At 64.4% G+C, this 733-nt stretch carries 1 protein-coding gene; it reads right to left on the bottom strand.

Annotated elements, in window-relative coordinates:
- Positions 1 to 190: 190 nt before the first annotated feature.
- On the bottom strand, positions 191 to 733 hold a 543-nt coding region (locus ACYPYD_RS28390), incomplete at its 5' end, for an ArdC family protein (RefSeq protein ID WP_459667141.1).

Raw genomic sequence — 733 nt, 5'->3', positions numbered from 1 at the left:
AGGCGACAAGCGAGGTCAGTTCCTCCTCGCCGAGCGCATGATGTGTCGCGCGGCGTGCGATGACAGAGGCGACCTTGGGCTTGACGAACCTCACCCAGTTCGGGCGTTTATAGGGGCGGAGAGGACTTAGGCAGACCGGCGCTCCATGGCGAGCACGTCAGCGACTCCACGACCCAGTGTCGCAAAGGGATCAGCGTTGCCCCTGCTCGCCTCCCTCGGCGCCTTTGAGGAGATAGTCGGCGCCCTTGCTGGCGGCGCTTGCCGCGCGGAAGATCGCCTTGTCGTCGGCGCGCAGCACCTCCAGCCATGCCCCGATGTAATCGGAGTGGCGAACCGTGGGCTGGATACCAAGCGCAGCGCAGGCAAAAGCCGCCGTCATCTCGGCAACCAGTTCCTCCCTTGCGTAGGAAGTCGAACCGAACCGCCCGGTTTGATCCCGTTCCAGCCGCCCTTTGCCTCCGGCGAAATGCCCCAACTCGTGCAGCGCGGTGCGATACCAGTTCACCGGATCATGGAACGCGGCCTGCGGCGGTACCTGCACATAGTCGAGCGTCGGCGAATAGAAGGCCTCGCTCCCACCGATCCGAAAATCCGCCCCCGATGCGGCAATTACGCGGTCGGCCTCGGCGATAGCCATGACCGGATCAGGCAGGATCGCAGATGCCGTCAGGTCTTCCGCCAGCCCCTCGCACTGATCGACGTTGAACACCACGAAGCGCTTGAGGAAGGCGAC

The organism is Novosphingobium sp. 11B, assembly GCF_054589055.1.
Note: the sequence above shows the minus strand (reverse complement) of the source record. Positions and strands in the feature narration are given on the sequence as shown.